An 18,432-nucleotide genomic window follows, 5' to 3' on the forward strand; every position below is an offset into this window, starting at 1 on the left:
ATAGAGCTCCTTATCGTCCGGTGACGGACAGCTTGTTATCTCAGTTCTTGTCTTAATTATCACATTGCAATGGACGCTGTCGCAATGTAAGATGCCAAATTGTACCACAATACGGTACACTGTATTGATTAAATGCATGAGAATTTTGTATGAATGCACAGCGTTCTACCCCACCCTCGCCCCCTTTTACCTGGCGCCTTGCATTGGGGTTTGTGGGGGTACTGATTGCAGCCTTGACCTCTGGGCTTAATGGTCGGGTTATAGATATAGCGCTTGCAGATGTGCGTGCCGGAATTGGCGTGACGTATGATCAAGCCAGTTGGTTCACATCTGCCTACCAGGCCGCGGAAGTAGTGGCGATGATGATCGCACCATGGTTTGCTGTGACTTTTTCGCTGCGTAAATTCGCTCTTGGTTGCGCTGGCGGTTTTATGGTTTGCGGCATACTTTTACCCTTAGTACCGAATGCGCAGTTGTTTCTTCTCTTGCGAACGATACAGGGTCTGTTTAGCGGCGCACTTCCGCCTTTACTCATGACTGTGGCGCTACGTTTTCTGCCACCATCGATAAAACTTTATGGTCTTGGAGCTTATGCTCTGACTGCGACTTTTGGTCCAAATGTGGCGCCTACACTGGCGGCATTCTGGACGGATGATGTGAGCTGGATGTTCATGTTCTGGCAAGTGGTCCCCGCCATTTTGATTTCGATGCTATTTATTGGCTGGGGTTTGCCGCAGGACCCGATTCATCTCGACCGATTTAAGCAGATCGACCTGTTCGGCATGCTCACCGGCTGTTCTGGTATGGCGTTTTTAATAATCGCCATCACTCAGGGTGGACGTATGGACTGGTTTGAATCGCCATTATTTAATGGTCTGTTATCCAGTGCCATCGTCTGCCTGACAGTTTTTCTGATTAATGAATGGTTTCATCCCCTTCCTTTGTTCAAATTACAGATGCTGGAGAGAAGTAACTTTTCATATGGCCTGATGGCGCTCGCTGTGGTGTTGGTACTGGCGCTGGCTGGCTCGGCTTTGCCGTCCAATTTCTTTGGCAAAGTTGAGGGTTTTAGAACAGCGCAATTTGCGCCGCTAGCTTTGACCATTGGGCTCCCGCAGTTAATTATCACCCCGCTTGTTGCCGCACTGCTTAGTCTGCGCTGGGTTGATTGTCGCTGGCTGATAGCTTTCGGGATTGCCCTGATGATTTTCGCCAGCCTGATGGGTATGCAGATAACCAGCGACTGGGCACGCCAGAATTTCTGGGCCATGCAGGCTCTGCAGGCGATTGGATTACCGTCAATTATTTTACCTTTACTTATGAGCGCAACCAGCGTTGTGGCGCCCCCGGAAGGACATTATGCCTCTGCTATGTTCAATACCGTACGGGGTTTTTCAAGCATCGCTGCTGGCGTTTTAGTTGAATGGTTTATAAATCACAGAGAACAATTTCATTCTAATGTTCTGGTCAATAACGTAGCCAACCGCCCATGGTTGATATCGACACCGGTAAGTGAGCAGGCCAGCAGCAACTTCCCTTTATTACACGACGGCAGCATCAGCAACACCGAGAACATCGCTGGATTTATCACCTTATTAAAACATCAGGCAATTGTTCTGAGTCTGGGCGACAGCTATCTGCTCATGGCTGGCTTTGCCGTCCTGTTGCTATTACTCACCGTCTGGCTGCCAAAACGTGTCTGGCCGCCCCAGATACGTTTTTAAACTGCCATGACAAAATAGAGGTGGTCAAATGAAATTTCCTGTATCCAGAAGAACGACTCTGCTCAGCGCATTATTAATCCTGATGATGACGATGATATTTTTTGTCTGGTCGACAATGCTGAATAATGATACCCGTACTAATGATGCCTATGTGAATGCGGATTACACACTGGTGGCACCAAAAGTATCGGGATATATCAAAAATATCTATGTCGCAGATAACCAACGCGTTAAAGCAGGGCAAACACTGGCCACGCTGGATGACCGTGACTACAAAATAGCGCTTGAAATGGCGCAGGCGAATTTGCAGCTTAGTGAAGCAAAACACCTGAGCAGCCTTGCACAACTGGAGCAGCAACAATCCATTATTGCTCAGACAAAAGCGACCCTTTTAGCCAGTCAGGCATCGGCGCAGTACGCCAGTCAGAACGCTGAACGTTTTAACAAGCTTTATCAAAGAGGTACCGTCGCTGCGGACGATCAACAAAAAGCCCATTCAACACAGCGTTCTGCATCCGCAGTCGTTCGTCAAAACGAAGCTGCACTGACCTCAGCAGAAAAACAGGTAGGCGTGTTGAGGGCTGCATTACGTCAGGCGGAAGCCGATGTTGCAGTCGCGCAGGCAAAGGTCAGTCAGGCGAGGGTTAATCTTTCTTATACGCGTATTGTTGCACCAGTCGATGGGATGGTAGGCCAGCGTTCGGTGCGCCTCGGTGCCTACGTTAACGCAGGGACACGTCTGCTGGCTGTGGTTCCGCTACATCAAACTTACATCATTGCCAACTATCTTGAAACACAGCTGGCAAATGTTCAGCAGGGGCAGAAAGTCTTAATTAAAATTGATGCCATGCCTGGCAAAAAGTTTACTGGACATGTCGATAGTATCGCTCCTGCAACCGGCGCAACGTTTTCTGCCATCCAGCCAGACAATGCAACTGGTAACTTTACTAAAGTCGTTCAGCGTTTACCGGTAAAAATAGTGCTGGATGGTAATCAGCCCGATGCAAAATTATTGCGCGTTGGGATGTCAGCCGTTCCTGAAATTGAGATCCGCTAATATTCCATACATTCTCAAAACCCCGATCTATTTTTGAACGTCTGGCTTAGAAACGGTGTTCCCGTTATCTATACATAATTTCCTGTAGAAAATAAAGGGCACTGACACCAGGCTAGCTTCCTGTAAGAAAAACGCATGTTCTATCACGACCATATTTAGTCGATCCTCATTTACAGAGAGTGATCGACTAAATATTTTTTTCAGGCGACAATACTGGTAAACAATGGATCATTATTCACGCCCGGCTATCAAAAGCTTAATGCTGCATAAGCGCCAGTGTTTTTGCCCTAACGCGCAGCAAAATTTTCTGCGCCTCTTCGGTTGAACGAATATTAGTGTATCCAATTACTAACCCATAACGTTTCTGTGTCTGCGTATACCAGCTTGAGAGTGGCCGGACATAAAGATCGTGCTGTGTCCATAATGCAGCTAATGCAGTGTCTTCAATACCGCGATGCAGGTAGGCGACAATATGCATCCCGCCATCTGTAAGCTCAAATTCAAATAGCCCAGGAAAGCTCGTTTCAATTGCCTCAAGCATCATGCGACGCCGTTGCTGGTAGAGTAAACGCATTTTTTTTATATGCCGGTAGAAGTGCCCTTCGCTAAGGAATTGCGCAAGAATTTTTTGCGGCAGTAATGGCAGACCCGTTTCAAGGATTTCGCCCAGTTCGCTGAAACGGGCTACCGTCTCTTGTGGCATTACCATATAGCCGATACGCATAGCTGGCATTATGGTTTTACTAAACGTACCGGTATAAATAACCCGGTCATGCATATCGAGACTTTTCAACGCCGGGATTACTTTTCGTGTGTAATGAAACTCTCCGTCGTAATCATCTTCGATGATCCAGCTACTGTTTTGCTGTGCCCAGGCCAGCAACTGGTGCTTACGCGGTAATGAAAGGCTAACTGCGAGCGGACTTTGATGAGTGGGTGTAACGATAGCGAAACGCCCATCGTTGTGATAGCGCTGAAGATAATCAACATCCATGCCCTGCCGATCAACAGGTATATAGTGCAGGTTGGATGCCATTCGCTTCAATAATTGCTGACCATAAAAGTAGCCAGGATCTTCAAACAGCACTTTATCTTCAGGCTGTGCAAGTACCGACAGAATTAACCGTAAGTTGGCCCGATAGCCGCTGGTAACAAAGATTTGCTCCGGTCGGCAATTCAGTCCTCTTGAAATATTGAGATAACTTGAAATGGCCTCACGTAGCGGCTGGAAGCCCATTGCCGGGGGCATGAGCATTTCTTCTGGGCGAAGACTTCGCGCCGCTTTTCCCGATATTAGTAACCATTTTTTATGGGGAAATTCATCCAGAGCAGGGATTCCGAGCCGCAGATCACCCTTCCTTTCAGTAACCTGTGTGTTAAGTGAACAAGAAGATACAGCGTTGTCTGCGCTGACCGTTGAAGTCAGCCTGAGCTCCGGGTTTATATAGGTCCCCTTCGCCCCCAGACTCACGAAATAGCCTTCTCCAATAAGAATTTCATACGCGGTTTCCACCGTTTTACGCGCTACCTGCAACTCGCTCGCTAGCGAACGAATCGAGGGAACGCGCGCTCCCGGTTTCAAAGCACCGTCCTGAATCTGCTGACGATAGCGGGCATAAATCTCTTTGTACCCCATGAAATGCACCCTTATATGTCCTACCAATTAAGTCTAATAATGGCCCTTTTTAATCAGACATACAAGATTAAGATATGGCTATTAACAAAGCCACTCAATATGAGGCGTCATGAAAATTGAACATTACGACACCGCCACCGACCTTGCCCATTGCTTTGCGCTGATGCGGGAACTACGCAGCAAACTGACGAATGAGAAACAATTTATTGCCCAGGTACAGCGCCAGCAGGCGCAAGGCTACCGTCTTGCAGGACTTGAGCAGGATGGCAAACCAATGGCGCTAGCCGGTTATCGGCTGCTCGAAAATTTTATTCACGGGCAATTCTGTTACGTCGACGATCTGGTAACAGTGAGCGAGGCTCGCGGTCAGGGGATGGGTGCAACACTGTTGAATCACTTAGCGGTAATCGCACGTGAATACGGTTGTGGTCAGATGGTCCTTGATACCGCCATAAGTAATTCAGGAGCCCAGGCATTTTATCAGCGTGTCGGATACACCGCCCTCGGCCTGCACTTTTATCGCGATCTCACCTGAGGAAAAAATGATGAAACTGCTTCACATTAAGGTCAGTCCGGATTTATCAGGATCGACATCCCGCGCGGTGTCTGAACGCTTGGTAGAAAAATTACGCGCGCATCATGCCGAGCTTGAAGAATTAGTGCTGGACCTGGCTCAACGGCCGCTACCGCATCTTGATGCATTTACCATTGCTGGTTTTTTTACCCCACCAGACCTACGCAGTGAAGCTCAGCTCACTGCTATTCAGACTTCGGAACAACTGGTAGATCAGCTTTTTGATTGTGACACGCTGGTTATCTCATCACCGATGTGGAACCTCGGCCTGCCTTCCGTACTGAAGGCTTGGTTCGATCATATAACCCGCGCCGGACGAACTTTCGTCTTTACGCCAGAGGGCAAAAAAATAGGACTCGTCAGCGGCAAAAAGGTGTATTGCGTTGTCGCCAGCGGCAGTGTATTTGCCCACGGTCCTTTTGTAGCAGATGACCAGTTCACTCCATACATTCGCGTAGCGCTTGAATATATTGGCATTACCGACGTGCAATTTATTCGGGTAGACGGAACGCATGATCCCGTCGCTCGTACAACAGCATTACCCTATGCACTGCAAACCATTGATCGTTTATTTTAAAAAGAGGATTACAATATGTCGTCACGTGTGAATCATTTCAAAACTATCCCTGCACTGGCTAAAACACTTGCCGATGCTTCTATGGCATTAGGAAAAATCTCGCTGGATAAAAAACTTAAGCACTTAGTAGATATACGTGCCTCACAGCTGAATCATTGTGCATTTTGTCTGGATATGCATGTTAAAGAAGCAAAAATGCATGGGGAGCGTGAACTGCGTCTTTATCATGTTGCAATTTGGCGGGAATCGCCATTATTCAACGCCAAAGAGAAAGCTGCGCTGGCACTGACTGAAGCTTTGACCCGCATTGGTGATAATGGTGTAAGCGAAGCGCTTTACAGCGAATTGCGTGAACATTTCTCTGAAGTGGAAGTATCAGAGTTAACATTTACCATTGCTGTAATCAACGCCTGGAATCGTCTACAGATTTTATCACAGATGGCACCAGGCTCGATGGATAGCGCTTACGGTCTGGATCGTGCTGAATTACATTAATAAATGTCCGCCAGCATCACTTCTTGTTGGCGGATTTATTTTTTTAAATCTAAGCTTGCATATTTTTTATAATCGCTCACGAATAGTATTCATAGTGTATTTTCAACCTTCACGTAAGGGAATATTATACGTACATTAAAAGAACGTTAAGAGCGATTATTTTAATGACTTTCTGTTAAAAATGGAAAAACCGCCGAAAGGCGGTTTTTCCATTAGGGAGAATTAATAACCGGTCTCGTTAAGAAAACGAATGGTAATTTACGCCTTGGCTAGTGGTTTCATTCGAAAGCTGATGCCCATACGATTCAGAGCATTCATTGTTGCAATAACGATGGTTAAGTCGACCAAATCTTTTTCACCAAATACTGACAGCGCTGCAGAATACGCTTCATCCGAAGCATGTGTCTCACTTACACGGGTAACTTCTTCTGCCCATGCCAGTGCCGCTTGCTCCAGGTCCGAGAATAAATAAGTAGCCTCATCCCATACTGGAATCAGTACTATTTTCTCTACTGACATACCACACTTTATAAGATCGCGTGTGTGAATATCAATACAATGCGCACAGCCATTAATCTGCGATACTCTTAAAAAAACCAAATGTATTAGCTCTTCCGCAAGACTTGTTCCTTTTGTAGCGAAATGATGCAGCGCTCCCAGTGCCTTTGAGCCTTCTGCAGATACTTGAAACCAATTTGGACGATTCATTTTCTTTCCTTTATAGAGAGTTAGGTGCATGATTTATCTACGAAAATAGACCTCACCTTTATCAGAAGGGTTACTAACTGATACTTCAGAGTTAAATCATAATAATCAATATTGACATATAAAAAAGACACAAAGAAGAAGAAAACGCGTAGGACATGATAAAAAACGGAATACTATGACTCTAATTTGAGTTTAAGTTTATCTAACAATGATGGTATTGGAATGGCCAATTTTAGCCTTTTTGTGGATACGACATTTTAGGGCATGACTCGGTGAAGGGCTTAATAATTACAGTTTAAAAGGTGCATGATATATCGCTGAAAAAATATTTTCGTCTCGCTGGGCTGACGATTACCAGCACGCTAAAACTTGGCTATCGCAAATGAAAATCGACGATCCTGAATAATAGATACTTAATCCATCAGTAAAGAAAGTAATTCTGGATGTCCGTCTCTCGCTCATAGCAGACCTTCAGCTCTGTTAGTCGGTCCGCTTTGTGCCAGAAGCGGACTTTTCCTGAAGCGCCATTCAATCTTTTAGCAAGCTCATTTCTTCAGAGAGCCATTGTCTTAGAATGCTTATTTTAAATGAATCCTGATTATCTGGACGGTAGACTAAATCGTACCCCCGTTCAGCCCTAAGCTTGTGCTGTGGAAACGGAACAACAAGCCTTCCAGCAGCTACATCATCTGCAATCAGAAGACTGCGTCCGAGAGCAACACCTTCGCCACGTATAGCAGCCTCAGTCGCCATGCTGCCAAGAGTCCATAAGGGCCCCTGATGGCAACTGAAATTTTTTTCTCCGGCCATCTCAAACCATGCCTGCCAGTTCGCCTGCATTCTATACTCATGAAGAAGAACGCAGTTTAAAAGTTCCTTAATCTCTGTCAGACCATTATGTTTCTCAAGAAAACCTGGACTACAGACAGGGGTGACTGTTTCATCAAACATACGCTCAGACGAAACATATTGATAATTGCCAAGGCCGTAACGAATTGCAGCATCTACCTGACCATCGTTAAGATCTACATTAATGTCAGTAACATCCAGTTGAATATCAAATTCTGGATATCTCTGCCTGAACCGGCTGAGACGAGGTGCTAACCACTTACTGGCAAATGAAACCGTTGTACTTATACGTAAACTCTTTATCAGGTTTCTTCCACGCAGACGCTCAGTCTCCTTCATTAAATCACTTAAAAGACGGGTAACCACATGGTGAAATTCACCCCCTTGCTCCGTCAGAATTATCTGCCTTGTCAGCCTGAAAAATAGCTTAAACCCCAGATGCTCTTCGAGCTTTCGGATTTGCCGGCTTATCGCGCCATGCGTAACGTGCAACTCCGCTGCCGCCAGCGTCATGCTCGAGAGGCGGGCAGTGGCTTCAAAAGCGCGCAGAGTCTGCAATGGGGGAAGGCGATCGAATATCATACGCGTGATAATAATTCACGCGTGTAGTGAGAACAAATAATTTGTCAGGTCAGAGTTCGAAAATCAAAATCAACATAAAGAACATTACTATTTTCATAGCGATACCGGAGCATTAATGGAAAGTTTGTTTGTTTACGGGACTCTCGGTCTTGGCCGGCCTAATGCTCATATTCTTGAAAATATTGGGGGAACATGGCAGGAGGGTCACGTGGGAGGATCTCTTCTTGCCAAAGGTTGGGGAGCAGAAATGGGTTATCCGGGAATTGTGCTGGATGATTCAGGAAATCGTGTGCAGGGCTTTCTTTTCACGTCAGAGAATTTACTTAATCACTGGCACATACTCGACGAGTTCGAAGGTTATGAGTATGAACGTGTTCCAGTAGAGGTAACCATATCTACCGGTCAGACAGTGCAATCATGTATCTATATGCTCAAAGCATAAACCAAGAGACCTGCTGCTAGCGGAGTCGAGATTTTTAACTGTACCCGTTAACAAATCAAGATGACTGTCGGCCGGTTACAGATAATATAATCTGACGATGTCAGCAAGCCAGTTTAGATATTGCTGTCTTAACTACCCATGATGCTAAAACGCTTTTCAGGTTCTAATGCAGAGAATAAATCATCCTTAACTCATCATGCACAATTCTCTGGCCTCAACGATGTTCGCTTTTCGCTCAAAGCGGAACTTGATGTCTCAGGGACGGTCCGTTTCGTGCCTGAAGCGAACCTAGCCCAGCCAGTATGCTACATCCTCACATTGACCTTAGTGAGAGTGAACGGACGCGTTCAGCGCGAGTCGCTTAACCACTCATGCATTTTTATCGAATAGAGAAGACTTGGCGGTGCATCTTTAACGTCATGGATCTTTTTGATAAATCTCAACCCCGTTTTCAGAAGCACTTTCTGTGACGCCAGATGGTTCTCACGGACAACCGCTGAAATCTCCGTGAGTTTGCTCTCCTCAAAGCCAAATTTTATCGCGCGGGAAGCAAATTCTGTGGCCAGGCCTTTGCCCCAGGCCTCTGTGGAAAATCGGTATCCAAGATTATTGACAACGAGATCCCCATAACTCCGAATCCTCAACCCGCCAAAACCGATAATTTTTTCAGGCTCAGCAAGAAGCGAAATTGCCCAGTTTCCAAACCCCTGAGTTTGCCAGTGGTCGAGCCAGCTGTTCAGAACCGTTTTTGCATGGTCAATGTTCGGATAGGGGCCCGCCGGATTAAACGTGTTCGTCGCAGGATCACCATAGATTTTGAAGAGATCGTCTGCATCTGATGAGATTACAGGGCGAAGGTATAACCGATTTGTTTGAATTCGCAATTTTATCTCCCAGGCCCTCAGGCCAACAGGCTGTTTTTTTAGAGGGTTCCTTTTGATTTAAGCACACTTTTGAGGGAGTCTGGAGATGACGTTAACCGCGATGTCCGCTTCTCGCAGATAACAGAAGGTGTTCATTATCTGCTCATGACTGATTCGACCGACTTGCCTGCTATTTCGCCTAAAGATAGCTATGAATAGCGTTCAGTAGCAGGCTGCATACCGGAAAGTAAGTATTTTCAATATTTGCGCAGACTACAAATTCAACCGGGATCTTTATTAATCAAAATATGCCGGTAATACTTGCGCATGACATAAATAGTACACTGGTCCCAGGCCATGACTGCTGGAGGAATACAAAGCACACATTGTGCAATATCTCGCCATAATGCGTTTTCGCCTGGAAATAATGTATTAAAAAGGGAAAAAAAGATAAAAATCAGCGCAAAAAATAAAAGCGCACCCAACCAATGTTCATAATGTGCACTGGCTTTGCTGCGCGCTTCTTTATAATTGCGATCTCTGATTGGTTTAGGCAGATCCCTAAGCTCAGGAATACTCTTTTTCGTCCAGTATATTTTCACTGTCTCTCCTTTTGCACATCTGTTTATGATAATGAATATCATTTACAATGGCAAACTGATCTGTCCCCTGCCCTCATCAAACACGCTTTTAGCTATTCCCTTGCTCCGATAGCTGCCGGGCAGACTTAACATGCTCCAGAAGCATCGACTTGATGGACGCTCTGGATCTTATTCCTTTAAGAATGTCGCCACCGCGTCGGAGAAACGCTCGGGCTGATCAAGCATGACAAAGTGAAAACTGTCATCGATACGGGTGAAATGAATCTCTTTTGCAAAGGCATAGGCTTGACGGTACATCGAATCCACGCTGGCTGCCGGAATACCGAATAAAGGGTCATAGGCGTACACAACCTCAATCGGCGCTTTAATGTGGCCAAGTTCGGGGCGCAAATCGGTCATCATCAGTTCGTACACGGCATCCGCCACGGTTTTGGGATCGGAATTGATCCCTGCCGCCACCAGGGCGGGTCTCACCGCATCGGTCTTAACTAAACGGGCGATGGAGCTAGTCTGAAAATCTGCACGCTGCTCCGGCGACTGCGACAGCAGCCAATCCCGCATCCGGGTGGCAGGTTGGGCCGCCGTTTCGCAGGTCGCAGTGGGATCAATCATCAACGTATAGAATGGCAACGCATCGACAATCATCAAGCGACTGACCAGGTCGGGATGGCGGGCACCCAGCATCAATGCGATTTCACCCCCAAGGGAGTGACCAATAAGCACAGGGGCTTTCAGGTGCCGGGTGCGAATGTACTCCGCGATCGCGTCAACTGCCGGAGCGATAACCTTCCCGTCAGGATTGGAAATGGCAGGGGTACTCGCAAATCCCGCCAGTTCGACAAGATGAATGCGGTGGTTCTTACGTAAATCTGCGGCTAAACCGGTCCAGACGTCTCGGGACGACGCCAGCCCCGGAATCAGTATGACATCCGTACCTGAGCCTTGCGTCTGTACAGAGATACGCTGCGAGTTCGGATGTTCGGCAGGTGTAGGCAGAGACTGAGCTGTGGACGTCGAGACTAAGGCTAACATCAAAAAAAACGTCCCGCCGATCATGGTACGGATAGTTGCGGTATACATTGGATTTCCCTGTTTAAGCTAAGCGGTCAGAAAGTAGCGGGAGCCGCGCCAGATCGCGAGTCGCCGGGACATTTTATAAAGCGAGGACGCATAAGGTCGTAGAGAGACGCGTTTTTAGAATGGCTGGATGACATAAAGCCATGCAGGCATCAGTCCATCTTTTTGAAATACATAGCTTAATATACCGATTTTGTTCCGCAAAAAGTAGTCAAGGGCGGGTGCGAACGGGAGCCGTCTGTGCCGTTTACATCAGACCCGGCCCCCTGAAGGTGCGCCGCCATTCGCTTGGGCTGACGTTGTAGCGCGCCTTGAAACTCTGGCGGAAAGAGACCGGAGACTGGTATCCGGCAAGGGATGAGACGACTTCAATGCTGTGATCCGTGGTTTCAAGCAGCTCCTGGCTGCGCTGCAGACGCTGGGCGCTGAGCCAGTCTCCGACAGTCATACCGGTAGCCTTGATAAAATGGCGGGTCAGCGTGCGACGGCTCATGCCAGCGTAACCGGCTAAAGAGTCAATATCGTGTCGCTTGTCCAGATTGCGGCGCAGGTAATCGATAAGGTCATTTATCTGCTCGTCACGCGTCGTTTCAGGTACCGCATGCTCAATAAACTGCGCCTGCCCGCCCTCCCGGTAAGGCGGAATGACCATCCTTCGGGCTACGCGGTTCGCCAGCGCGGTACCGTAGTGTTCCCTCACGATATTGAGGCAGCAGTCGATACCGGCCGCCGTACCGGCGGATGTGATGAGGCGTTCATCGCTGGTATAAAGCGCATTGCTGTCCAGCCTGACATGCGGAAAGCGTCTGGCAAAATCCTGCTCAAATTCCCAGTGCGTGGAGGCTCTGCGGTTATCCAGCAGTCCGGCGTAAGCGAGAACATAAGCGCCAAGACACAGCCCTGCGACTTCGGCTCCCCGTTGCCAGGCTCTGCGCAGCGCGTCAAGCAGTGCGGGTGCCGGGCGCGTCTCAGGATGCTCCCAGAACGGTACGATAATGATGTCCGCCGTTTCCAGTTGCTCAGGCCCGTGCTCCACGTTGATTGAAATCCCGATATCGGACACCACTGTACCGGGCTGTTCAGCGCAGACCGTCACCTCGAAAAGTCCCCGCTCCGGCATCGCCTTGTCAAAGACCATGGACGGAACGGAAAAGTGAAACGGGCTGAAGCCCGGCGTGGCGATAACAACAACGTGCAGAGCGGACATGATGGTGACCTTTTACTGATTAAACCGGGTGTGGCTGATGTTATGCCGTACAGGCGACAGTCGGATCTTAGCCGCCTGCAGGCATGTCGGCGTCAGAGGCTCAGCGTCTCGCCGTCTTCAGGCACCAGCACATTTTGCTGGATACCTTGCTCTGCGGTGTAGTCGCGCAGTTCCGCGCGGCTCAGCAGGCAATGGTTCACCGCTTCCATATGGGATGCCACGATGGTCGCAGCAGGCAGAATGTCCAGCGTGCGCAGGGCATCCTCTTTACCCATTATAATGGCGCCAATCCCGTCAACCGTGGCACATCCGATATTCAGGACCACAACGTCCGGCGCGTATTTTGTCAGGCTGTCCACGTAAGGGGGAACCCAGATGGTATCGCCTGCAATATAGAGCGTTTTTTCACCCTCTGCAGAAAAGACCAGTCCGCACGCATCCCCCAGACGCTCAGCCACCTCTGGAATGGCATAGGCTTCATCACTGCCATGCTGTCCATCGGTTTTCACGATCTTAATACCGGAGATGACGTTGCTGTCAGCCAGCACCTTGACGGCGGTAAAGCCCTGAGAACGGATCAGTGACGCGTCGCTTTCATTCTGGGTGTAGATCACCTTGTCTTTAGGGATCAGCTGCTGTGCCGCTTCGTCCCAGTGGTCCTGATGCGTGTGCGTCACAATAATCACGTCCACGTTCAGCAACTCATCAACTGCAACCGGCAATGCTACCAGAGGATTACGCAGGTGAGCGCGTGCGGTTCCGGCAAAACCGGGCCAGGCCTCTTTATCAGCGAGCATCGGGTCGATCAGGAAGCGAACCCCGGCATAGTCAAGCTTCAGTGTGGCGTTACGTATTTGAGTCAGCTGCATTTTTTACTCCGTCAGATAAACCGCTGCGACGCGGTCTGTGCATTGAAAGTGCAGTATAAAAAAGTTGCAGACGAGGTTGTGAGGTGCACGAAGGTCATTATTCGATGAAAAAGGGTCAAAGCGCCAGGCCAGATCGCCGCCGCTACAGAGGAGGCTGATGCACCACAGCGAACGCGCGCTCTGGCGCCTGAGCAACTATCTCAGGCGGTGTACCCTTTTGGTCGGACAGGGTTCTGTTTTTCGGGGAATGCCCTCTGACCCGATATCATCGCATTTTGACTTTTCTGCCTCTCACGCGGTTGCGGATTGCCCTTTATCCTTACCGGACTGTAAACACCGAGGTAAAACTATGGCATACGCAATCACTGACGACGGCATCGAAATCTACTACGAAGCAAAGGGCCAGGGCCTGCCGGTCATTTTTGTCTCCGGCTATTTTGGGATCAGCGATATCTGGCAGGCGCAAACCGACGCGTTATCTGAAAAATTCCGCACGGTCTCTTATGACAGCCGTGGATACGGGCGTTCAGCCAAACCCCTGCCAGCAGAGGCATACAGCATTCCCCGTCACGCAGACGACCTGAAAGCGGTTATTGACGCCGCGGGCATCAATGGCCCCGCTGTTCTTGTTTCCCATTCGATCGGCTGTAACATCATTTCCACCTTTGCAGTGAAATATCCGCAGCAGGTGGCCGGGCTGGTCTATACCGCCTGCTATGTTGACGGCAAACAGATGCGCGACGCGGGTATGTCTGTGGAAGGTGTCAGCGAAGCGGTATCCACACCCTCGGGTGCGGTGGCATTTTATAAACCCTTTGGCGTAACCGAAAGCGTGGGTGCAGAGGCTGCCAAATGGGCGACGCATGCATTGCAGGCGAATGCGGCGGCGTTTCTGAACCATGAAATGGCGGATCAGTATTCAGCCATTACCGCACCGGCACTCATCCTGCAGGGCGAAAACGATGCACCTAACCCGCTTACGTTTGCCACTGCGCTGCAGCAGGTTCTGGGCGGTGGAGCAGAGTTGAAAGTATTGAAGGGGGTCAACCACTTCCCGCCACTGGAGGCACCAGAAACCGTTACGGCTTTTGTGGAAGAACATGCACGCAAATGTTTTGCTGACTAACTCTGTGCCAGGTAAATCCAATCACTAAGCCATCTGTAAAGGTGGTTTTTTTATGCTCATGAAGTTCGGCGACAGTCGATGTGCGCGGTGTCGGTATTTCCCGGGCATTGCCAGCCGGATTGTCAGACTGTTTCGCTACGTGATCCCCGCCATTACAGGCATCGCACGGCGCACGCTTATTCATGCCCTGCTGTATTAAGCGAGCCGCAGGCAGTCCATAAAAACGTGCCGGCAAACATCCAGAATGACCGGCAGGTTTTAGGTTATTTGCTCTGCACGTCAACGAGGTTTTTCGCCATCCACACGCGGTCGATTCCCCCCGTATTATAATGGGAAAGGGTAAAGACCTGGGCCTGACTCATCATGAGCGCCAGTTCGGGGGTGATACTGAAACTTGCCGCAACTTCATGGTGCTCAAGTTCAGGCCGACGCTTACGCCGTTCAACTCGAAAGCGCAGCTGGTTGTATTTTGCCCAGCCGATCAGCGCCATATCGATAAGACAGGCCACCAGCAGGTAGATACTCAACGTACTGAGCGTGGTGTAGAACGGCCTGGTCCCCATAAAAGGATCATGTTCAATCGCGTTTATCAGACCACTGTAGATCAGCCAGCAAAACCCCAGCCAGGCAACGATCGTTAACAGCAGATCCAGCGCGCGTGGAAACAGACGTTGTTCAGTAAAAATTAAAGGTTGAATCATGGTTTTAATCTCCCAATACCGCGATCGGGACTCACCCAACGAGCTCTGCTGCGTTTGCGGCGCAGCATGACTTTCGGGAAAGCCACAAGCGTAGTGAACAGGCTCAGCATCCAGTAGACCACCGGAAACCAGATAACCCAGAACAGTGACGCCGCAATACCTTTCTCGTAGCGTCTTTCAATAAACAAACTGACCGCGAACTGCAACAGACAGACCACGCCCAGCATCAGGCCAGTAAAAGCCGGCGGGAAAAGGTGCTGAACATATAAAGAATCGGGCATCGGAATAAGCAGCCCGATGAGAAACAACAGAATGCTGACGGCATAAGCAAACGCCCATGCGGTTGACATACAAAACTCAATAAATAGCGGCCACATGCGCCGGTACTCCCAGTTCCACAAGCGACGCATATTGACAATGAACACTTCCGCGCCCCCCTGCGCCCAGCGCAGACGCTGCTTCCAAAGCCCTTTCAGCGTCTCGGGCATTAATATCCAACACAGCGCACGAGGTTCGAAGAAAATTGACCAGTGGCGCAGTTGTAACTTCCAGCTGATATCAATATCTTCCGTGATCATATCCGGGCTCCAGTACCCCACCTCTGCCAGGGCGCGACGGCGAAAAGCGGCAATGACACCGGAAACGGTAAAGACCTGACCATAGATGCGCTGGGTACGCTTGATGAGGCCGATGATCGATGAAAATTCCCCCACCTGGACTCGCCCAATCAGCGTTGAACGCGTACGGATACGCGGATTACCGGTCACCGCCCCCACGCGAGGGTAATTGAGCAGCGGTGCGACCAAATACACCGCCGCATCTTTATCCAGCAGCGCATCCCCATCAATACACACCAGAAAATCACTGCGCGCCGCCGCGGCACCCGCCTGCAGGGCTACCGCTTTGCCCTGATTTTCCGCCAGATGAATCACCCGCAGCCGCGCATATTCACGCGCTAACTGATCCAGCACCGCCGCGGTGTTATCGAAAGAACCGTCATTGATAGCAATGACTTCGATATTTTCATAACGTTGCGCCAGCGCCGCTTCGATAGTCTCACGTGCATTCAGCCCTTCGTTAAAGCACGGCACAAGAATGGAAATCAGCGGATTGCCTTCGAGTACAGGTGGCGGTGTGCCCGGCCCCCATGGCCAGTGGCGCTCGCGGTAGAACCAGAAATAAAGCCCACCGCTTATCCAGAGGGCCGACATAAACAGCGGCCAGAAAAAGACGAAATCAAGGATCACTTCACCGGTAAAAACCACCGCCACGCCGAGCGGAAAACTGAACATCAGGCAAAGGATCAGAAAGGCGATGAGGCGATCGGTCATTTTTGCGGATACCAGTAGGAGGAAAAAGCAGAACGGATCTCTGCCATCCGGGGTTGATCGTTAATGAAATCGTCCGGGTAGTAGCCATAGTTTCTGGCACCGCTTAGCTTGAGCTGCCGCATCCACCCGTTGAGCATTTCACCGCTTATATCGTCCTGCCCTGCCCCCTTACGCCAGTCGCGTGCCTGAAGTTCAAAAACGGTTTTATCCAGCGCGCCAGGGTAACGGGCTACCTGCCCGACGAGTCTGTCCAGCCAGGCATTGGCATCGTTGACCGGGACATTTTCCATCAGCGGCATCGCCATCGGGGCTGTCCAGTCGTAGGTGCTGAGAAAATCATTCAGATTCTGCGCAAACCAGGTTTCGCTCTGCGGATCCAGTATCGGCATGGCGTAAATGTTGCGGGCGGTTTTGACCTGGGGGCCGCGCACGGCACGCACGGTTTGCGTGAGCTGTCGGGTAAAATCAATCAGGGCGCGACTTTTAAAGCGCGTCCAGCGCGCCAGCAGTTGCGGGTTGGCGCGGATCTGCGCGAGGTTGTCCGGGAAGCCCGCTGCCCGATAGGCTTTGAGCGCATCCGGGGAGGCATCCTCAAAGTCGGTCAAAAACGCGTCATCATGGAACAGGATGCCGCTGAAGTTGGCATGGCGCGCCAGGTCTTCGTAGATGTCGTTGATTCTCTGCCGGGCAACCGCACTCCAGGGCGATAAGCGCAAATATTGGCGGGTATCTGGCGCAATGCGTCCGTTGTCTGGCGACCACGCCGCCACACGAGGCACTGAAGGGTCTAACCCAAACGCCAGTACCGGCATCCAGGCGTAAACCTTCACCCCGGCACGGGTCTGCAACTGCCAGGAAACGAAGTTAAACAGATCCGCCCGCATAGGCAGCCAGCGACTGCGGAAATAGAGCGCATTGACGTTGCCGTCCCCTTTCGGATCGGCATAGGCCTGTAAAAAGACATGGGTAATCTTCATATCGAAAACACGCTGGATGAGCAGATCGATATTCTTACGCTGTTGAGCCTGGTTTTTGTCGTACACATAGTCGAGATCGATATGCATAACCCGCATGGTTTCAGGTTCCCTGACCTGAGCTATCTGGCTGGCGAAGCTTCGCAGCGAAGGGTTGTTGGAGATCAGCACCCGGGGGATATCTTCCAGATTTGCGGCATTCGCCAGCCCCTGATTCAGGGTGAACGCCATCTGGTAGCCCTCCTGATGCGCAAGCTTCAGTGTTGTACCGCTCGCCGCACCGTAGGGCCAGACCCAGGCACGCGGCGCTTTCCCGGTGACCTCTTTGATTTTGTTTGAAATGCGCTGCAGGTCGGCACGTATACGCTGTTCAAACTGTGCATCCGTTTCGTACTGCCCGCGGGTTTTATCGTATAAACGGTTAGCGACCGCAGGCTCCAGACTGCCTTGCGGATTGGCCTGAATACCGTAATGGGATGCCCAGGTGTGCGCGCCCACTTCCACTAACCCCGACTCGCTGGCCTCGCGTACCATTTTCCAGGTGGCAAATTTTCCCCGCGGCGTCTTTAGCCCGCCAAAATCCACCAGCGAATGTTGCGGTGCATCCACCCAACTGCCGACAGGCGCCCACAGAGCCGGCCATTTGAACAACCGAAGCAGCGGCAGAACGCGGGTTGAGAAGCTGCTGTACCCATCATCAAAGGTCAGCAGCACCGCTTTTTCAGGCAAGGTGATTTTCCCGGCATGGGCATCCAGCACCTGCTGCACGCTAATCGGGTGGTAGCCGTTATCATGCAACCAGGCGAACTGGTCGTTCAGGGCACTGGTACGCACGGACAGATAGCGCTGATCGGCGGCACCGTCCTCCACGTCATGCCAACCCAGCACAAGAAAACTGTTTGTGGGCCAGCGCTGGTCCGCATACAGCGGCGGCCGTTCGGCAGGAGGAAGATAACGTGGTGCCGCGGCCAATGCACACATGCTCATCATCATCCACCCGACGATTACCCTCGCGGCGAGAAGCCATCGTTTCATCAT

At 50.1% G+C, this 18,432-nt stretch carries 19 protein-coding genes; 8 read left to right on the top strand and 11 right to left on the bottom strand.

What is annotated here, in order from left to right; translation table 11 throughout:
• Positions 1-149: 149 nt before the first annotated feature.
• Together ACF8PE_RS00650 and ACF8PE_RS00655 are read left to right on the top strand one after the other, a co-directional pair.
• Positions 150-1,724 carry an MFS transporter gene (locus tag ACF8PE_RS00650; protein WP_032617933.1) on the top strand — a complete coding sequence of 525 codons (1,575 nt, stop codon included), beginning with the start codon at positions 150-152 and terminating at the stop codon, positions 1,722-1,724.
• Positions 1,725-1,752: 28 nt separating this feature from the next.
• Positions 1,753-2,781, top strand: a complete 1,029-nt coding sequence (locus ACF8PE_RS00655) for an HlyD family secretion protein (protein ID WP_032617932.1) — start codon at positions 1,753-1,755, stop codon at positions 2,779-2,781.
• Positions 2,782-3,037: 256 nt separating this feature from the next.
• Here the strand turns inward: ACF8PE_RS00655 and ACF8PE_RS00660 are convergent, their stop codons facing one another.
• Positions 3,038-4,417, bottom strand: coding sequence for a PLP-dependent aminotransferase family protein (locus ACF8PE_RS00660; RefSeq protein WP_032617931.1), 1,380 nt, complete (start codon positions 4,415-4,417; stop codon positions 3,038-3,040).
• Positions 4,418-4,526: 109 nt separating this feature from the next.
• On the opposite strand from ACF8PE_RS00660, the gene ACF8PE_RS00665 reads away from it, so the two are divergent.
• Genes ACF8PE_RS00665 through ACF8PE_RS00675 form a run of 3 tightly spaced genes read left to right on the top strand, consistent with a single transcriptional unit; the run spans position 4,527 to position 6,063 of the window.
• Complete coding sequence (locus ACF8PE_RS00665; protein ID WP_032617930.1) at positions 4,527-4,952, top strand: GNAT family N-acetyltransferase; 426 nt, start codon at positions 4,527-4,529, stop codon at positions 4,950-4,952.
• A gap of 10 nt (positions 4,953-4,962) precedes the next feature.
• Positions 4,963-5,568, top strand: a complete 606-nt coding sequence (locus ACF8PE_RS00670) for an FMN-dependent NADH-azoreductase (RefSeq protein WP_032617929.1) — start codon at positions 4,963-4,965, stop codon at positions 5,566-5,568.
• Positions 5,569-5,583: 15 nt separating this feature from the next.
• Positions 5,584-6,063, top strand: coding sequence for a carboxymuconolactone decarboxylase family protein (locus ACF8PE_RS00675; protein ID WP_032617928.1), 480 nt, complete (start codon positions 5,584-5,586; stop codon positions 6,061-6,063).
• A gap of 258 nt (positions 6,064-6,321) precedes the next feature.
• Here ACF8PE_RS00675 and ACF8PE_RS00680 read toward each other — a convergent pair whose 3' ends face one another.
• Together ACF8PE_RS00680 and gcvA are read right to left on the bottom strand one after the other, a co-directional pair.
• Positions 6,322-6,771: a carboxymuconolactone decarboxylase family protein gene (locus tag ACF8PE_RS00680; protein WP_392494252.1), complete on the bottom strand. Its 450-nt coding sequence runs from the start codon at positions 6,769-6,771 to the stop codon at positions 6,322-6,324.
• Positions 6,772-7,299: 528 nt separating this feature from the next.
• On the bottom strand, positions 7,300-8,202 hold the full coding sequence (gene gcvA, locus ACF8PE_RS00685) for a transcriptional regulator GcvA (RefSeq protein WP_200142150.1): 903 nt from the start codon (positions 8,200-8,202) through the stop codon (positions 7,300-7,302).
• 115 nt (positions 8,203-8,317) lie between these two features.
• Here gcvA and ACF8PE_RS00690 point away from each other — a divergent pair, with 115 nt between their 5' ends.
• Positions 8,318-8,644, top strand: a complete 327-nt coding sequence (locus tag ACF8PE_RS00690; protein WP_032617926.1) for a gamma-glutamylcyclotransferase family protein — start codon at positions 8,318-8,320, stop codon at positions 8,642-8,644.
• A gap of 347 nt (positions 8,645-8,991) precedes the next feature.
• On the opposite strand, the gene ACF8PE_RS00695 is transcribed toward ACF8PE_RS00690, so the two are convergent.
• The 5 genes from ACF8PE_RS00695 to ACF8PE_RS00715 form a co-directional block, all read right to left on the bottom strand.
• The gene (locus ACF8PE_RS00695; RefSeq protein ID WP_392494255.1) at positions 8,992-9,528 is read right to left on the bottom strand and encodes a GNAT family N-acetyltransferase; all 537 of its coding nucleotides are present in this window, start codon (positions 9,526-9,528) and stop codon (positions 8,992-8,994) included.
• Positions 9,529-9,788: 260 nt separating this feature from the next.
• A complete protein-coding gene (locus ACF8PE_RS00700; protein WP_130588914.1) occupies positions 9,789-10,109 on the bottom strand; it encodes a hypothetical protein in 321 nt (106 codons plus the stop codon).
• Positions 10,110-10,277: 168 nt separating this feature from the next.
• Positions 10,278-11,189 (bottom strand): alpha/beta fold hydrolase, encoded by a 912-nt coding sequence (locus ACF8PE_RS00705; protein WP_392494257.1) that lies wholly within the window; start codon positions 11,187-11,189, stop codon positions 10,278-10,280.
• A 244-nt stretch (positions 11,190-11,433) separates the two neighbouring features.
• A complete protein-coding gene (locus tag ACF8PE_RS00710) occupies positions 11,434-12,393 on the bottom strand; it encodes a GlxA family transcriptional regulator (RefSeq protein WP_392494259.1) in 960 nt (319 codons plus the stop codon).
• A gap of 92 nt (positions 12,394-12,485) precedes the next feature.
• Positions 12,486-13,262, bottom strand: coding sequence for an MBL fold metallo-hydrolase (locus ACF8PE_RS00715; protein WP_392494261.1), 777 nt, complete (start codon positions 13,260-13,262; stop codon positions 12,486-12,488).
• 349 nt (positions 13,263-13,611) lie between these two features.
• On the opposite strand from ACF8PE_RS00715, the gene ACF8PE_RS00720 reads away from it, so the two are divergent.
• On the top strand, positions 13,612-14,388 hold the full coding sequence (locus tag ACF8PE_RS00720) for an alpha/beta fold hydrolase (protein WP_392494263.1): 777 nt from the start codon (positions 13,612-13,614) through the stop codon (positions 14,386-14,388).
• 52 nt (positions 14,389-14,440) lie between these two features.
• Positions 14,441-14,587 (top strand): hypothetical protein, encoded by a 147-nt coding sequence (locus ACF8PE_RS00725; RefSeq protein ID WP_156424700.1) that lies wholly within the window; start codon positions 14,441-14,443, stop codon positions 14,585-14,587.
• 64 nt (positions 14,588-14,651) lie between these two features.
• Here the strand turns inward: ACF8PE_RS00725 and pgaD are convergent, their stop codons facing one another.
• Genes pgaD through pgaB form a run of 3 tightly spaced genes read right to left on the bottom strand, consistent with a single transcriptional unit; the run spans position 14,652 to position 18,432 of the window.
• Positions 14,652-15,089: a poly-beta-1,6-N-acetyl-D-glucosamine biosynthesis protein PgaD gene (gene pgaD / locus ACF8PE_RS00730; RefSeq protein ID WP_392494264.1), complete on the bottom strand. Its 438-nt coding sequence runs from the start codon at positions 15,087-15,089 to the stop codon at positions 14,652-14,654.
• The gene (pgaC, locus tag ACF8PE_RS00735; protein ID WP_392494266.1) at positions 15,086-16,420 is read right to left on the bottom strand and encodes a poly-beta-1,6-N-acetyl-D-glucosamine synthase; all 1,335 of its coding nucleotides are present in this window, start codon (positions 16,418-16,420) and stop codon (positions 15,086-15,088) included. Before pgaC ends, pgaD begins: the two co-directional genes overlap by 4 nt.
• The gene (pgaB, locus tag ACF8PE_RS00740) at positions 16,417-18,432 is read right to left on the bottom strand and encodes a poly-beta-1,6-N-acetyl-D-glucosamine N-deacetylase PgaB (protein WP_144837796.1); all 2,016 of its coding nucleotides are present in this window, start codon (positions 18,430-18,432) and stop codon (positions 16,417-16,419) included. The genes pgaC and pgaB overlap by 4 nt, the downstream gene beginning before the upstream one ends.

It is taken from the genome of Leclercia sp. GLN_9 (genome assembly GCF_043105735.1).
Taxonomy (GTDB): domain Bacteria; phylum Pseudomonadota; class Gammaproteobacteria; order Enterobacterales; family Enterobacteriaceae; genus Enterobacter; species Enterobacter adecarboxylatus.

Coding starts and splice junctions, on each gene's coding strand:
- ACF8PE_RS00725 (WP_156424700.1), top strand. CDS start 14,441: ATGCTCATGAAGTTCGGCGACAGTCGATGTGCGCGGTGTCGGTATTTC.
- ACF8PE_RS00655 (WP_032617932.1), top strand. CDS start 1,753: ATGAAATTTCCTGTATCCAGAAGAACGACTCTGCTCAGCGCATTATTA.
- pgaC (WP_392494266.1), bottom strand. CDS start 16,420: ATGACCGATCGCCTCATCGCCTTTCTGATCCTTTGCCTGATGTTCAGT.
- ACF8PE_RS00705 (WP_392494257.1), bottom strand. CDS start 11,189: ATGTATACCGCAACTATCCGTACCATGATCGGCGGGACGTTTTTTTTG.
- ACF8PE_RS00720 (WP_392494263.1), top strand. CDS start 13,612: ATGGCATACGCAATCACTGACGACGGCATCGAAATCTACTACGAAGCA.
- ACF8PE_RS00710 (WP_392494259.1), bottom strand. CDS start 12,393: ATGTCCGCTCTGCACGTTGTTGTTATCGCCACGCCGGGCTTCAGCCCG.
- ACF8PE_RS00670 (WP_032617929.1), top strand. CDS start 4,963: ATGAAACTGCTTCACATTAAGGTCAGTCCGGATTTATCAGGATCGACA.
- ACF8PE_RS00690 (WP_032617926.1), top strand. CDS start 8,318: ATGGAAAGTTTGTTTGTTTACGGGACTCTCGGTCTTGGCCGGCCTAAT.
- ACF8PE_RS00680 (WP_392494252.1), bottom strand. CDS start 6,771: ATGAATCGTCCAAATTGGTTTCAAGTATCTGCAGAAGGCTCAAAGGCA.
- gcvA (WP_200142150.1), bottom strand. CDS start 8,202: ATGATATTCGATCGCCTTCCCCCATTGCAGACTCTGCGCGCTTTTGAA.
- ACF8PE_RS00675 (WP_032617928.1), top strand. CDS start 5,584: ATGTCGTCACGTGTGAATCATTTCAAAACTATCCCTGCACTGGCTAAA.
- ACF8PE_RS00715 (WP_392494261.1), bottom strand. CDS start 13,262: ATGCAGCTGACTCAAATACGTAACGCCACACTGAAGCTTGACTATGCC.
- ACF8PE_RS00660 (WP_032617931.1), bottom strand. CDS start 4,417: ATGGGGTACAAAGAGATTTATGCCCGCTATCGTCAGCAGATTCAGGAC.
- ACF8PE_RS00665 (WP_032617930.1), top strand. CDS start 4,527: ATGAAAATTGAACATTACGACACCGCCACCGACCTTGCCCATTGCTTT.
- pgaD (WP_392494264.1), bottom strand. CDS start 15,089: ATGATTCAACCTTTAATTTTTACTGAACAACGTCTGTTTCCACGCGCG.
- ACF8PE_RS00650 (WP_032617933.1), top strand. CDS start 150: ATGAATGCACAGCGTTCTACCCCACCCTCGCCCCCTTTTACCTGGCGC.
- pgaB (WP_144837796.1), bottom strand. CDS start 18,432: ATGATGAAACGATGGCTTCTCGCCGCGAGGGTAATCGTCGGGTGGATG.